Raw genomic sequence first — 13,519 nt, forward strand, 5'->3', positions numbered from 1 at the left:
GGCGGCCCGCGCGGGCGGCCAGGGCCAGTCCGCCGGCGGTGAGCGCGGCCGCGGCGGTGAGCGCGGCGGCGGGGGTCACGCGGCCCGACGGAAGGGGGCGGTGAGGGCGGTCGACGGCGTCCTCGGCGCGGTCGGCCCAGTCGTTGAGGGCCATGCCGGCTTCGTACAGGCAGAGGGAGGAACCGATGGCGAGGAAGGTGCCCCGGCCGGGGCGCAGACCGGTCGCCGCGGCACCCGCGAGGGCGTCGCCGGGGACGGTGAACAGGGCGGGCAGGCGCAGGAGTTCGGCCCAGGCACGGAGATTCATGACGCCTCCCCGAGCCGCGGCCCCTCGCTCGGGACGCTCGGGACGCTCAGGGCCTTCATGCCGCGTCCCGCAGGCGGGCGGCGAAGGTGAGGAGTGCCGTGTGCTGGTCCGGGAGGGCGGAGGAGGCGCCGGGGTCGGGGTCCTTGAAGTAGAAGGCGAGTTCGGGGCGGGGCCCGGAGAGTCCGGCTTCGTGGGCGCGGGCGAGGAGGCGGGCCAGGTCCAGGATCAGGGGCGCGGCGAGCGCCGAGTCGCAGCCCTGCCAGGTGGTCTGGAGGGTCATGCGGGTGCCGAGGAACCCGTCGAAGGCGATGTGGTCCCAAGCGGTCTTCCAGTCGCCGAGGGAGGGGACGTCGTCGATGTGGACCTCGCCCTCGGGGGCGGTGCCGAGGGTGTCGGCGAGGACGCGTTCCTTGCCCGCGTTCTTGGCGGCGGCAGCGCCCGGATCGGCGAGGGCGGCGCCGTCACCGCCGCCGAGGAGGTTGGTACCGGACCAGGCCCGGACGGCCAGGGCGCGCTGGGCGAACATCGGGCCGAGGACGGACCGGAGCAAGGTCTGGCCGGTCTTGCCGTCCCGGCCGGCGAAGGGCAGGCGGGAGGTGACGGCGAGGTCGGTGAGGGCGGGGTGGTGCAGGCCGGTTGAGGGGGTGAAGTTGGCGTAGGGGGCGCCGGCGCGCAGGGCGGCGGCGGCGTAGAGGGAGCTCGGGGGCAGTCGTTCGTCGTCGCCGGGGGCCGGTTCGGTGGAGGCGACGTTGATGACGACCACGCGGGCGAGACGGCGGCGGTGCGCGAAGGCGCGGATCTCGGCGGCGAAGGCGGAGATGAGTTCGTCGTCGGTGCGGGAGTCGCCGGGGAGCGGGCCGCCGGGGCGGATCTCGGTGTCGGCGGCGGCCAGTTCGGCGTGCACGGCCGCGGGCAGGCCGTGCGGCAGGACGCCTCCGGCGGCGAGGTGTTCGGCGCGTTTGGGCAGCGGGCACTCCACCGTGTCGTGCCCGCCGAAGACGAGAGAGGACAACGCCGGCAGTCCGCTGCCGGAGAAGGGAGGTGTTTCGGTGACCAGGCCGGTGGGCGGGTGCAGTCCCGCCGACATCGCGGCGCAGCCGGCGACGGCTGTCGTCGCGACGGAGCCGCGCGCTCCGATCAGCCACACCCCGGTGGGGCCGGCGGAAGCGGTCGGACCCGCGGTAGCAGTAGGGGACTCGGTGGACACGGCTGCCTCCTGTCGTCACGCACGTACGGTCGTCACCCGTGCCTCGCGGCGCGGGGCCCCGCGCCGCGGTTCGCGGTGCGGGGCGGGCAAGACGGTGGGCGGAGGTCCGGCGTCCTCCGCCCACCGCCGTCTATCGGCCGCCCGCCTCCTTGCCGGCCTCGGCAGATTCCTCGGCCTGTGCGGACTCCCCGGCCTCGGCAGATGGCTCGGCCTTGGCGGGCTCCCCGGCCTCGGCGGCCTCGCTCGGTCCGTCGGCCTTGGCCGCGGGCAGCTCCTTCACCCGGATGTCGCGGAAGGTGACCTGGTCGTCGGCTCCGTGGTTCTGGATGCCGATGTGGCCGTCCCGCAGGCTCCGCGCCGGATCGGTGTTGGTGAAGTCGTTGATCTTCACGCCGTTGAGCCAGATCTGCAGGCGCTCGCCCTCGACGCGGAGTTCGTAGGTGTTCCACTCCCCCGGCGGGTTCAGGGCCCGGTCGCGGGCGGCGAGGTCCGCGGACTTGAAGCCGTAGACGGAGCCGGTGGTCCTCTCCGGGACGTCGGTGGCGTCGATCTGGATCTCGTAGCCGTTGTTGACGGCCGTCCAGGGGTCGTCGGAGGGCGGGAAGCCGAGGAAGATCCCGGAGTTGTCGTCCTTGTCGGTGCCGGTCATCTTCCAGTCGAGCTTGAGGGAGTACGAGCCGAACTGCTTCGGCTGGTACCAGAGCAGGCCCATCCCGCCGACGGAGGTGATGGTGCCGTCGTCCTTCAGCGCGAAGGAGCCGGGCCCGGCCTGCTTCCACTTGGCGAGGGAGTCCGCGGTGCCGTCGAAGAGCGGGGCGTAGCCCTGCTCGGGGCGGCAGTCGGCCTGGGCGGCGCCGATGGCGTAGCGGATGCCGCCGAGGAGGTGCCGGCGGAAGGCGGGTTCGGCGAAGGACTCCTTGGTGTGGCCGCCGCCGGTGTAGAAGGAGCGGCCGGGCGTTCCCTCGACGGACCCCTGGCACCAGGCGATGGGATGGTCGCCGCCCATCGAGCCGCCGCTGTAGGAGGACTCGTCGAGCGAGGCGAGGACGCGGGCACGCTCACGCGGGTTGGAGCGGTAGTTGTACCACTCGTCGGTGCGCTCCCACACCGGCCCGAGGTGGGCGGTGGCGGGGTGGGCGTGGTCCTCGACGTCGACCTTGGCGTCCTGGATGGCCGGGTGCGACTGGAAGTAGGCGCCTGCGAGGCGGCCGTAGAAGGGCCAGTCGTACTCGGTGTCGGCGGCGGCGTGGACGCCGACGTAGCCGCCGCCCGCGCGAATGTAGCTCTCGAAGGCCGACTGCTGCTTGCCGTTGAGCACGTCGCCGGTCGTCGACAGCCAGACGACGGCGTCGTACCGGGCGAGGTTCTTCACGGTGAAGGCGCCGGCGTTCTCCGTCGCGTCGACGGTGAAGCCGTGGGCGGCGCCCAGGTTCTTGATGGCGGCGATGCCGTCGGGGATGGAGTCGTGGCGGAATCCGGCGGTCTTGGAGAAGACCAGGACGCGTTCGCCCGCCTTCTTGTCCCTCCCGCTGGGGCCACCGGGGCTCTCGGCGTCCGGCTTGGACGCGGCCGGGCCCGACACGCAGCCGATGAGCAGGGCGGCGGCCGCCGTCGCGGTGATCAGTCGTGCTGGTGCGCGCATGGGGTGCCCCCTTTCTCAGCTCGTGGTGAGGGTGAAGTCGTCGACGTCGTAGAGCGCGCCGGTGCCCGCGCCCTTGAAGACGAGGAACAGCGTCGTCGTCCCGGCGGGCGCTCCGGCGAGGTTCGTGCTGACGTCGGTGTAGGTCTCCCAGGAACCGGTGGGGTCGACCTTCGCGCTGCCGAGGAGCGTTCCGTCGGCCGAGCCGACGCGCACCTCGAGGGTGCCGCCGGAGCCGGCGGAGGCGACGCGCGCGGTCAGCTTCGTGGCGTTGTTCAGGATGTACGGCTTGAAGGAGATCCAGTCGCCGTTGTGGATGTCGCCGACGGTCTTGCCGCCGTGCGCCGGGGTGTGGTTGATGATCGACACGCCCTGGGAGCCGCCGTAGTGCTCGCCCTGGCGGTGCTTGGGCTGGACGACGTTCTGGTCGTGGGTGGTCAGCGCAGGCTGGCCGTTCGCGCCTTTGTCGGTGTATTCGGCGTCGAAGACACCGAAGATGTTCGCGTTCGGGTCGTGCTCGCCGTCCGCGGACGTCTGCAGCGTGCCCTCGCAGCCGTTGGCGGAGGTGACGGGGTGGCCGTGGCTGTCGTGGCCGAGGATGTGGGTGACCTTGACCTTGGAGCAGTCGATGGTCCCGTCCTCCGGGTCGCTCACGGTCACCTTGAAGGGCACCTTGTCGCCGAAGGTGAAGAGCTGCCCGTCGCCCGGGAGTTCGAGCTTCACGGTGGGCGCGGTGTTGCCGACGGTGACGTGCGCGCCGGCGGTGCCGCTGCGGCCCGAGGGGTCCTTGGCGGTGACGGTGGCGGTGTAGACGCCGTTCTTGTCGTACGTGTGCGAGGGGTTCTGCTCGGTGGACGTGGTGCCGTCCCCGAAGTTCCAGGTGTACGTCAGCGCGTCGCCGTCGGCGTCCGTAGCCTTGGCCGTGAACTGGGTCTTCAGCGGGGCCTGGCCGCTGGTCACGGACGCCTCGGCCTCGACGACCGGCGAGTGGCCGCCGGTGGCGTTCTCGATGCGGTAGAGGGCGGAGTTCTCGTCGCCGTTGAAGAAGCCGGTGCCGTAGTCGAGGACGTACAGCGCGCCGTCCGGGCCGAACTCCATGTCCATGACCTGGGTGCCTTTCCAGGGGAAGGCGTTGATGGACTTCACGGTGCCGTCCGGGCCCTGGTCGATGCGCTTGATCCAGCGGCGCCCGAACTCGCCCGCGAAGTAGTTCCCGTCGTACGCCCGGGGAAACTTGACCGGCGAGTTCAGCTTGGCGTCGTAGCGGTAGACCGGGCCACCCATCGGCGACTCCGAGCCGGTGCCGAACTCAGGGACCGATCCGCCGTCGTAGGGGATCCAGGCGGGCTGCGCCGGGGGCAGGTCGGTGCGGCCGGTGTTGTGCGGCGAGGTGTTCTTCGGCGCGGCGCAGTCGAACTTGGCGGCGGAGGCGCCGGTGGCGAAGTCGTAGTCGACGTACGCGTCGTTCTTGCCGGTGCAGTACGGCCAGCCGTAGTTGCCGGGCTTGGTCACGCGGGTGAACTCGACCTGGCCCGCCGGGCCGCGCTGGGGGTTGGCCGTGCCCGCGTCCGGGCCGTAGTCGCCGACGTACACGATGCCGGTGGGCTTGTCGACGCTCATCCGGAAGGGGTTGCGGAAGCCCATCGCGTAGATCTCGGGGCGGGCCTTCTTGGTGCCCTTGGCGAAGAGGTTGCCCTGGGGGACGGAGTACGAGCCGTCGTTGCGCACCTTGACACGCAGGATCTTGCCGCGCAGGTCGTTGGTGTTGGCGGAGGTGCGCTGGGCGTCGTAGGCCGGGTTGCGGGTGGGCCGCTCGTCGATGGGGGTGTAGCCGTCGGAGGCGAAGGGGTTGGAGTCGTCGCCCGTCGACAGGTAGAGGTTGCCGGCCTTGTCGAAGTCGATGTCGCCGCCGACGTGGCAGCAGATGCCGCGGTTGGCGGGGACGTCCAGGACCTTCTTCTCGCTCTGGGTGTCCAGGGTGCCGTCGGCCTTCAGGACGAAGCGGGACAGCCGGTTCACGCCGTCGAACTTCTTGAAGTCGGCCGCGGTGCCGTCGTTCGGGGCGTCGCCCGAGGGCGTGCTGAGCGGAGGGGCGTAGTAGAAGTAGACCGCCCTGTTCTTGGCGAAGCCCGGGTCGACGCCGACGCCTTGGAGACCTTCCTCGTCGTGGCTGTAGACGGGTATCTTCCCGGCGACCTTCGTCTCGCCGGCGGCGCTCGTCAGGCGGACCGTGCCGTCGCGGGAGGTGTGCAGGACGGAGCGGTCGGGGAGCACGGCGAGCGTCATGGGCTCGCCCATCTCCGGCTCGCCCTTGGCGAGCGTGACCTGCTGGAAGTCCTCGGCCTTCGGCTGCGGCCGCGCCTCTGGCTCGGACTGGGCGCCGGCGCCCGGCGCGGCGAAGGTGAGCGTGGCGGCGGTGAGCAGGGTGCCGGTGAGCAGGGCGATGCCTCTGCGGTTGCGTGGGCGGAGTCTGTGCACGGGGTCCTCCGGTCGGGGGCCGTTCACTGTGGGGGTGCGAGCCTGGCGCCCGGGGTGCGCCGTCACCCCGGGAGGGGTCTATGTCCTGTACACATCAGGGACGGTAGCCACGTTTGTCCTTGGCGGAAAGCCCTTGCGCACTACCTAAGTTGGACTTTCACCAGAGGCTGGACAAACTCACCTGTCGCCGCCGAACGCCGCGTCGAAGGACGCCGTCGGGGGTTCGAAGTCGTATGCCTTCAGGTGGCGCAGTGCCTCCGGCGCGCCCTGGAGGCGGTCCATGCCCGCGTCCTCCCACTCCACCGAGACGGGGCCCTCGTAGCCGATGGAGCGCAGCATCCGGAACACGTCCTCCCAGGGCACGTCCCCGTGCCCCGCGGAGACGAAGTCCCAGCCGCGGCGCGGGTCGCCCCACGGCAGGTGGGAGCCGAGCCGCCCGTTGCGGCCGTCGAGGCGGCGCCGGGCCTCCTTGCAGTCGACGTGGTAGATCCGGTCCCGGAAGTCGTACAGGAAGCCGACCGGGTCGAGGTCCTGCCACACGAAGTGGGAGGGGTCGAAGTTCAGGCCGAAGGCGGGCCGGTGGCCGACCGCCTCCAGGGCCTTGTGCGTCGTCCAGTAGTCGTACGCGATCTCCGAGGGGTGGACCTCGTGGGCGAAGCGGACGCCCTCCGCGTCGAAGACGTCGAGGACGGGGTTCCAGCGCTCCGCGAAGTCCTCGTAGCCGCGCTCGATCATCGACTCGGGCGCGGGCGGGAACATCGCCACCAGATGCCAGATGGCCGACCCGGTGAAGCCGACGACCGTCTGCACGCCGAACTTCGCCGCGGCGCGCGCGGTGTCCGCCATCTCGGCCGCGGCCCGCTGCCGTACGCCCTCCGCGTCGCCGTCGCCCCAGATGCGCCCCGGCAGGATCGCCTGATGGCGCTCGTCGATGATCGCGTCGCAGACCGCCTGGCCGACCAGGTGGTTGGAGATGGCCCAGCACTTCAGGCCGTACTTGTCGAGCAGCGCGTGCCGCCCGTCGACGTAGGAGGGGTCGGACAGGGCCTTGTCGACCTCGAAGTGGTCGCCCCAGCAGGCGAGTTCGAGTCCGTCGTAGCCGAAGTCGCGGGCCAGGGTGCAGACCTCTTCGAGGGGCAGGTCGGCCCACTGGCCGGTGAAGAGTGTGTACGAGCGGGGCATCGGCGAGTCTCCTCAGGCGATGTGGGCGCCGGTTTCGGCACGGGAGTTGACGCGGGCGTGCGGGCGCCCGCCGACGGGGGTGTAGACCGCGTTCTTCGCCGCGCTCTCCTCCACGGCCGCGAGCACCCGCTGCACCGAGAGCCCGTCCGCGAAGGACGGCTCGGGGGCGGTGCCCGTGGCGATGGCGTGGAGCAGGTCGCGGGCCTGGTGCACGAAGGTGTGCTCGTAGCCGAGCCCGTGGCCGGGCGGCCACCATGCCTCCAGGTAGGGGTGGCCGGGTTCCGTGACGAGGATGCGGCGGAAGCCGGACGAGTCGGCGGGCTCGGTGTGGTCGTGGAAGAAGAGCTCGTTCAGGCGCTCCAGGTCGAAGGCCAGCGAGCCGTCCGAGCCGTTGAGTTCGAGCCGCAGGGCGTTCTTGCGGCCGGCCGCGAACCGGGTCGCCTCGAACGTGGCGAGCGCCCCGGAGGGGAAGCGCGCGGTGAAGACGGCGGCGTCGTCGACCGTGACCAGACCGGCCCCGACGCGGACCTGCCCTCCCCCATCGGCGCCCGTCTGCCCGGCGACCCCCGCCTGCCCGTCGGTCCCCGCCTGTCCGGCGACCCCGGCCGCCGTGATCCCGGTGGACGTGCCCTCCAGGAGCGGCCGTTCGCGTACGAACGTCTCCGTCAGGGCGGAGACGCCCGCGACGGCCTCACCGGTGACGTACTGCGCGAGGTCCACGATGTGCGCGCCGAGGTCGCCGAGCGCGCCCGAGCCCGCGCGGTCCTTGCGCAGCCGCCAAGTCAGCGGGAAGGCGGGGTCGACGAGCCAGTCCTGGAGGTAGGTGAGGCGGACGTGCCGCAGCGTCCCGAGCCGCCCCTCGGCGACCATCCGGCGGGCGAGGGCGAGCGCGGGAACGCGGCGGTAGTTGAAGCCGACCATCGCCACCTGGCCGCGTGCGGCGGCCCGTTCGGCGGCGGCCGCCATGGCCTCGGCCTCCTCGACGGTGTTGGCGAGCGGCTTCTCGCACAGCACGTGCTTGCCCGCGTCGAGTGCGGCGATCGCGATCTCCGCATGGCTGTCGCCGGGCGTGCAGATGTCGACGAGGTCGACGTCGTCACGGGCGATGAGGGCGCGCCAGTCGGTCTCGGCGGCGGCCCAGCCGAGCCGGTCGGCGGCGGCCCAGCCGAGCCGGTCGGCGGCGGCGCGCACGGCCGCGCCGTCACGGCCGCAGACCGCCGCGAGCCGCGCGTCGACCGGCAGGGCGAAGACGCGTCCGACGGTCCGCCAGCCCTGGGAGTGGGCGGCGCCCATGAAGGCGTAGCCGACCATCCCCACGCCGAGTCGGCGCCGCCCGGCCCCGGTGCCGTCGGTCGGCCCGGCCCCGGCGGTGCCGCCGGCGGCAGCCTCGTGCTCCGTCTCACTCATGCGGTAACTCCTCCTGGTCGTCGCCTGCTTCGCGGGTCAGTGGGCACCTCACTTGAAGCCGGTGGACATGTACTGGTCGACGTTGTCCTTGTCGACGACGGCCGAGTAGAGCGTGACCGAGGACGGGATCTCGAACTCGGACATGCCGCTGATCCCCTTGCCCTGGCCGAGCGCCCGCGCCAGGTCGATCGCGGAGGCCGCCATCGTCGGCGGGTACAGGACGGTGGCCTTCAGCACGCCCCGGTCCTGCTTGATCTCCTCGAAGGCGGAGAGCGCGCCCGCGCCGCCGACCATCAGGAAATCGTCACGCCCGGCCTGCTTGATGGCGCGCAGGGCGCCCACGCCCTGGTCGTCGTCGTGGTTCCACAGCGCGTCGAAGTTCTTCTGCGCCTGAAGGAGCTGCGACATCTTCGACTGCCCGGACTCGACGGTGAACTCGGCGGCCTGCCGGGCGACCTTCTCGATGTTCGAGTAGTTCTTCAGGGCGTCGTCGAAGCCCTTGGTGCGCTGCTTGGTCAGCTCCAGGTTGTCCAGGCCGGCGAGCTCGATGACCTTCGCGTTCTTCTTGCCCTTCAGCTTCTCACCGATGTAGTGGCCCGCGTTCAGGCCCATGCCGTAGTTGTCGCCGCCGATCCAGCAGCGATACGCCTGGGCGGAGGCGAAGATCCGGTCGAGGTTGACGACGGGGATGCCGGCCTTCATGGCCTTGAGGCCGACCTGGGTGAGGGCCTTGCCGTCGGCGGGCAGGATGACGAGGACATCGACCTTCTTGTTGATGAGCGTCTCGACCTGGCCGATCTGCGCGGCGGTGTCGTTGGAGCCCTCGGTCGCCTCCAGCGTGACGTCCTTGTACTTCTTCGCCCGCTCCTTGGCGTTGTCGTTGATGGCGTTCAGCCACCCGTGGTCGGCCTGCGGTCCGGCGAAGCCGATGGTGACTTCCTTGCCGGGCTTGTCGTCGGCGACGGCCTGCTTGTTGTCCTCGGAGGAGTCGTCGTCCTTGGACTCGTTGCTGGTGCAGCCGGTCAGCACGGCACCCGCGGACACGGCGGCCGCCCCGAAGAGCAGACCTCTGCGGCTCGTGAACTCTGGCATGACATGAACCCCTTAGGTGGTGGCCGTACGCCGCTGGACCAGGACCGCGGCGACGATGATCGCGCCCTTGGCGATCTGCTGGACGGCGGTCTCCAGGTTGTTGAGCGCGAAGATGTTGGTGATCGTGGTGAAGATCAGCACGCCGAGCACGGAGCCGGTGATGGTGCCGCGCCCGCCGCTGAGCAGGGTGCCGCCGATGATCGCGGCGGCGATCGCGTCGAGTTCGTACAGATTGCCGTTGGTGTTCTGGCCGGACCCGGACAGGATGATCAGCAGGAAGGCGGCGATGCCACAGCACAGCCCGGACAGCAGGTACAGATAGAGCCGCTGCCTGCGTACGTCGATACCGGCCAGCCGCGCAGCCTCCGCGTTGCCGCCGACCGCGACCGAGCGGCGCCCGAAGGTGGTCCGGTTCAGCAGCAGCCAGCCCACGGCCGTGACGGCGGCGAAGACCATCACCAGCGGCGGGATACCGAGGACGTAGGAGTCCCGCTCCCCCAGCTTCAGCACCCCGTCGACGGTGACCATCTGCGTCTTGCCGTCGGTGATCTCCAGGGCGAGACCACGGCCGGAGGCGAGCATGGCGAGCGTGGCGATGAACGGCACCATGCCGCCGTACGCGATCAGCAGACCGTTGACGAGACCGCACCCGAGACCCACGACGACGGCCGTGAAGAGGATGCCGGCGAAGCCGTAGTCCTGCGTGGCGACCGTCGTGGCCCACACCGACGCCAGCGCCACGATCGCGCCCACCGACAGGTCGATGCCGCCGGAGATGATCACGAAGGTCATGCCGACGGTGACGACGCCGATGACGGATGCCTGAGTGAGGATGAGCTGCAGGTTGTCCGTGTCGAGGAACGCGTCGGGCTCGGTGACGCCGCCGATCACGACGAGGGCGGCGAGGACGCCGAGCAGCGAGAGCGTCCGCACGTCGGCGCGGGCGACGCGGGACCGCCACGGGCTCTTGTCGCCGTCCGCCGGCGGGCTCTTCTCGGTGACGGGCCGGGCGGGCGATGCGGGCTGCGTCATGACGCCGGGCTTCCTTCCGTGGTGGCGGGGCTGTGGGGGCCCTCCGTGTGGGTGGGGCCGTGCTGGCCGGAGGCCAGGACGAGATCGAGTACGCGGTGTTCGTCGAGGTCGCGCGCGGGCGCCCTGTGCACGACGTGGCCTTCGCGCAGGACGAGGACCCGGTCGGCGAGGCCGAGCACCTCGGGCACCTCGCTGGACACGAGGAGCACGGCGAGGCCCTCGTCGGCGAGGCGCCGGATGACGGTGTACAGCTCGGCGCGGGCGCCGACGTCGACCCCGCGCGTCGGCTCGTCGAGCAGCAGGACGCGGCAGCCGCGCAGCAGCCAGCGGGCCAGGACGGCCTTCTGCTGGTTGCCGCCGGAGAGGGTGCGCACGGGCACGGACGGGTTGTCCGGCCTGAGCGACAGCTCCCGGGTGGCGTCGCGGGCCGCCCGCAGCTCCTTGGCCCGGTCCAGCCAGCCCCCGTACGAGAAGCGGGACATGGAGGACACCGACACATTGCGGGTGACGGACTCCAGCATCAGCAGGGCCTGCGCCTTGCGTTCCTCGGGCGCGAGTCCGAGACCGGCGCGGACGGCGGCGCGGACGCTGCCGGGCCGCAGCGCCCGCCCGTCCACCCGGACCTGTCCGGACGTCGGCTTGCGGGCGCCGAAGATGGTCTCCAGGATCTCGGACCGCCCGGAGCCGACGAGCCCGGCGAGACCGACGATTTCGCCGGGCCGCAGTTCGAGGTCGAGCGGCGCGAACTCCCCGTCCCTGGCGAGCCCTTGGACGGACAGGACGGGCTCGGGCCGCGCGGCCGCCCCGCTCCCCGGCGGCTGCGGCCGCTCGGGAAAGACGTACTCCACGTTCCGCCCGGTCATCAGCGCGATGACCTCACGCGTCGGGGTCTCCTTGGCCGGCAGCCCGACGGCGACGGCACGGCCGTCCTTGAGGACGGTGACGCGGTCGCCGATGCGCCGGATCTCCTCCAGGCGGTGCGAGATGTAGACGACGGCGACACCCGCGGCCGTCAGGTCGCCGACGATCCGGAAGAGGTTGTCGACCTCGTCCGGGTCGAGCGCGGCCGACGGCTCGTCCATCACGATCAGGCGCACCTCGTGGGAGAGCGCGCGGGCCATCGACACGATCTGCTGCTGGGCCGCGGAGAGGTCCCCCACGAGGCGCGCCGGATCGATCTCGTCGTGCCCAAGTCGCTTCAGCAGGGCTGCCGTTGACGCTCGCGCGTCGCGTCCGCGGACCACGAATCCGGCGGAGGTCGACTCGTGCCCGAGGTAGACGTTCTCGGCCACGGACAGGCCCTCCACCAGGTCGAGTTCCTGGTAGATGGTGGCGATGCCGAGGCGCATGGCGGCGATCGGGGAGCGCAGCGTGACCTCGTCGCCGCGCCAGACGATCGTCCCGTCGTCGGGCTGGTGGGCGCCGGCGAGGACCTTGATGAGCGTGGACTTGCCGGCGCCGTTCTGGCCGAGCAGGCAGTGCACCTCGCCGGCCTGGACGTGCAGGTCGACGCCGTCGAGCGCGCGGACGCCAGGGAACGACTTGGTGATGCCGGACATGGTGAGCAGGGGTGGTTCTGGTGCCATGACGGTTCCCTCGGGGGGTGCGGCCGGTTTCAGGGCAGAGCAGGGCGATCTCGTGAAGGGCGTGATCTTGTAAAGGGCATGACAATGTTGATCAAGGTGCTGCGGGGCGCCGGTCGTGCGTACGGGCGTCCGGGCCGGCTAGGCCGGTGAGAACAGGTGGTCGCTGATGAGGCGGGCGCCGCCGATGACACCAGCGGTGGGGCCCAACTCTCCGAGGACGATGGGGAGGTTGCCGGTCGCGAGGGGCAGCGACTGGCGGTAGACCTGGGTGCGAATGGCGGCGAGCAGCGTGTGGCCGAGGCCGGTGACGCCGCCGCCGATCACCACGAGGCCCGGGTTGAAGAAGCTGACGAGGCCCGCGATGACCTGGCCCGTGCGGTTGCCGCCGGCGCGGATCAGGTCGAGCGCGGTGGGGTCACCGGCGGCGGCCGCCGCGGCGACGTCGACGGCGGAGAGCCGGCCGGAGTCCTCGAAGCGCGTCGAGAGCTCCTGCGAACGTCCCTGGTGGGCGGCCTCCTCGGCGTCGCGGGCGAGCGCGGCGCCGCTGAAATATGCCTCCAGGCAGCCCTTGTTGCCGCACGCGCACGGGCGGCCGTCCGGTTCCACCTGGATGTGGCCGATGTCGCCCGCGCTGCCCGTCGTACCGCGGTACACCTCGCCGCCGACGACGATGCCGCAGCCGATGCCCGTGCCGATCTTGACGCACAGGAAGTCGCCCACGGAGCGGGCGACGCCCGCGTGCTGCTCGCCCATCGCCATCAGGTTCACGTCGTTGTCGACCATGACCGGGCAGCCGAGGTCCTGGCTGAGGGCCTCCCGTACGGGGAAGCCGTCCCAGCCGGGCATGATCGGCGGCGCGACCGGGACGCCCTCGGGGAAGCGGACGGGGCCCGGTACGCCGATGCCGGCGCCGTCGAATCCCTCCGCGAGCCCCGAGGCGCGCAACTTGGCCGCCATGGCGAGGACTTGCTCGAAGACCGCGACCGGGCCCTCGCGCACGTCCATGGGCTGGTTGATGTGGCCGAGGACCTCCAGCTCGGCGTTGGTGACGGCGACGTCGACCGAGGTCGCGCCGATGTCCACGCCGAGGAAGCGGAGGGCCGGGGCCAGGCGGATGTTGTGGGAGCGGCGGCCGCCGCGGGACGCCGCGAGGCCGTCGGCGACCACGAGGCCGGTTTCCAGGAGGCGGTCCACCTCCACGGCCAGCTTGGACCGGGAGAGGTCGACCTGGTCGCCGAGTTGGGCGCGGGAGTTGGGCCCTCCGTCGCGCAGCAGTCGCAGCAGTCGCGCCTGGTGCGCGTTGGCGGGTCGAGCCGTCATACGTCTCACGCGCCCCTCCCCGCCTGTTCGGCCGAATCCCGTGTGTCCTGTTGGGCTTTCGAGGGGAACGTAGCAGCGCGTGCCGGGGCTGGGAAGAAGTTGGGAGCGAATTGGCTCCGACTTTCTCCCGTCACAGGACAAAGGTGGGCTCCGTCGGGGTGGGTGTCCCGTGCGGGTGGGACAGCCCACGCCGATCGCCGCTGCGCGGCTCGCCCTCAATCGCCGGACGGGCTTTCCCCCACCCACCCGCCCTTACTACCTGCCGGAAC

Annotated in this window: 10 protein-coding genes; all 10 read right to left on the bottom strand. The window is 71.6% G+C overall.

Going from position 1 to position 13,519, the window contains the following annotated elements; genetic code table 11:
* Window positions 1-307 (bottom strand): UbiA family prenyltransferase (locus STRAU_RS25490; RefSeq protein ID WP_162473228.1); only part of this gene is annotated, 307 nt, incomplete at its 3' end.
* A 55-nt stretch (window positions 308-362) separates the two neighbouring features.
* The gene (locus tag STRAU_RS25495) at window positions 363-1,514 is read right to left on the bottom strand and encodes an inositol-3-phosphate synthase (RefSeq protein ID WP_052029255.1); all 1,152 of its coding nucleotides are present in this window, start codon (window positions 1,512-1,514) and stop codon (window positions 363-365) included.
* A 130-nt stretch (window positions 1,515-1,644) separates the two neighbouring features.
* Window positions 1,645-3,156, bottom strand: a complete 1,512-nt coding sequence (locus STRAU_RS25500) for a ThuA domain-containing protein (RefSeq protein WP_016643281.1) — start codon at window positions 3,154-3,156, stop codon at window positions 1,645-1,647.
* Window positions 3,157-3,171: 15 nt separating this feature from the next.
* Window positions 3,172-5,631, bottom strand: coding sequence for a PQQ-dependent sugar dehydrogenase (locus tag STRAU_RS25505; RefSeq protein ID WP_016643282.1), 2,460 nt, complete (start codon window positions 5,629-5,631; stop codon window positions 3,172-3,174).
* 177 nt (window positions 5,632-5,808) lie between these two features.
* Window positions 5,809-6,813, bottom strand: a complete 1,005-nt coding sequence (locus STRAU_RS25510; protein ID WP_016643283.1) for a sugar phosphate isomerase/epimerase family protein — start codon at window positions 6,811-6,813, stop codon at window positions 5,809-5,811.
* 12 nt (window positions 6,814-6,825) lie between these two features.
* Window positions 6,826-8,220 carry a Gfo/Idh/MocA family protein gene (locus tag STRAU_RS25515; RefSeq protein WP_016643284.1) on the bottom strand — a complete coding sequence of 465 codons (1,395 nt, stop codon included), beginning with the start codon at window positions 8,218-8,220 and terminating at the stop codon, window positions 6,826-6,828.
* Between the two features lie 48 nt (window positions 8,221-8,268).
* The gene (locus tag STRAU_RS25520; protein WP_016643285.1) at window positions 8,269-9,312 is read right to left on the bottom strand and encodes a substrate-binding domain-containing protein; all 1,044 of its coding nucleotides are present in this window, start codon (window positions 9,310-9,312) and stop codon (window positions 8,269-8,271) included.
* A 12-nt stretch (window positions 9,313-9,324) separates the two neighbouring features.
* Complete coding sequence (locus STRAU_RS25525; RefSeq protein WP_016643286.1) at window positions 9,325-10,344, bottom strand: ABC transporter permease; 1,020 nt, start codon at window positions 10,342-10,344, stop codon at window positions 9,325-9,327.
* Window positions 10,341-11,930: a sugar ABC transporter ATP-binding protein gene (locus STRAU_RS25530; protein ID WP_016643287.1), complete on the bottom strand. Its 1,590-nt coding sequence runs from the start codon at window positions 11,928-11,930 to the stop codon at window positions 10,341-10,343. Before STRAU_RS25530 ends, STRAU_RS25525 begins: the two co-directional genes overlap by 4 nt.
* Window positions 11,931-12,068: 138 nt before the next feature.
* Entirely contained in the window at window positions 12,069-13,250 is a 1,182-nt protein-coding gene (locus STRAU_RS25535) for an ROK family transcriptional regulator (protein ID WP_016643288.1), read from the bottom strand.
* Between the last annotated feature and the right edge of the window lie 269 nt (window positions 13,251-13,519).

The sequence above is a fragment of the Streptomyces aurantiacus JA 4570 genome, from assembly GCF_000414115.1.
GTDB lineage: Bacteria > Actinomycetota > Actinomycetes > Streptomycetales > Streptomycetaceae > Streptomyces > Streptomyces aurantiacus_A.

Bases quoted from the DNA above. Each gene is read 5' to 3' on its own strand.
- STRAU_RS25525 (WP_016643286.1), bottom strand. From the start codon at position 10,344: ATGACGCAGCCCGCATCGCCCGCCCGGCCCGTCACCGAGAAGAGCCCG.
- STRAU_RS25530 (WP_016643287.1), bottom strand. From the start codon at position 11,930: ATGGCACCAGAACCACCCCTGCTCACCATGTCCGGCATCACCAAGTCG.
- STRAU_RS25510 (WP_016643283.1), bottom strand. From the start codon at position 6,813: ATGCCCCGCTCGTACACACTCTTCACCGGCCAGTGGGCCGACCTGCCC.
- STRAU_RS25515 (WP_016643284.1), bottom strand. From the start codon at position 8,220: ATGAGTGAGACGGAGCACGAGGCTGCCGCCGGCGGCACCGCCGGGGCC.
- STRAU_RS25520 (WP_016643285.1), bottom strand. From the start codon at position 9,312: ATGCCAGAGTTCACGAGCCGCAGAGGTCTGCTCTTCGGGGCGGCCGCC.
- STRAU_RS25500 (WP_016643281.1), bottom strand. From the start codon at position 3,156: ATGCGCGCACCAGCACGACTGATCACCGCGACGGCGGCCGCCGCCCTG.
- STRAU_RS25535 (WP_016643288.1), bottom strand. From the start codon at position 13,250: ATGACGGCTCGACCCGCCAACGCGCACCAGGCGCGACTGCTGCGACTG.